Source organism: Mesorhizobium sp. M2E.F.Ca.ET.209.01.1.1, from assembly GCF_004010375.2.
GTDB lineage: Bacteria > Pseudomonadota > Alphaproteobacteria > Rhizobiales > Rhizobiaceae > Mesorhizobium.
The window spans coordinates 1-322 of sequence record NZ_SADP02000777.1 but is presented as its reverse complement, the minus strand read 5'-3'; the positions used below and the strand labels follow the sequence as shown (position 1 = coordinate 322).

Annotated in this window: 1 protein-coding gene; it reads right to left on the bottom strand. The window is 64.9% G+C overall.

Going from position 1 to position 322, the window contains the following annotated elements; genetic code table 11:
* Positions 1-159: 159 nt before the first annotated feature.
* A complete protein-coding gene (locus tag EN852_RS37860; RefSeq protein ID WP_246694554.1) occupies positions 160-291 on the bottom strand; it encodes an SDR family oxidoreductase in 132 nt (43 codons plus the stop codon).
* Positions 292-322 lie beyond the last annotated feature (31 nt).

Genomic DNA, 322 nt, shown 5'->3' with positions numbered 1-322 from the left:
TCCTCGACGGGGCGGAGGCGCTGCTCATTCGAGCGTCATGTATATGAGCGTTCCGCCGGAAACGCCATTGCGTTGCGAAGGCCCGGCAAGCGACGCCCGGCGCTCATGCGTGGCAATCGTTGAGGCCGGATCCTCAAACCGAGGCCCGGCCCCGCCCGCTCAAACCAACCGCTGCCCGCCGTCGATATGGACGGTCTCGCCGGTCATGAACTCGTTTTGCATCAGGTAGAGATAGGCCGGCGCGATGTCGGCGGGCCTGGCGATCCTGCCCGCCGGAATGCAGCCGCCCATCTCATTGAAATAGCCTGACTTGGCTTCGCCG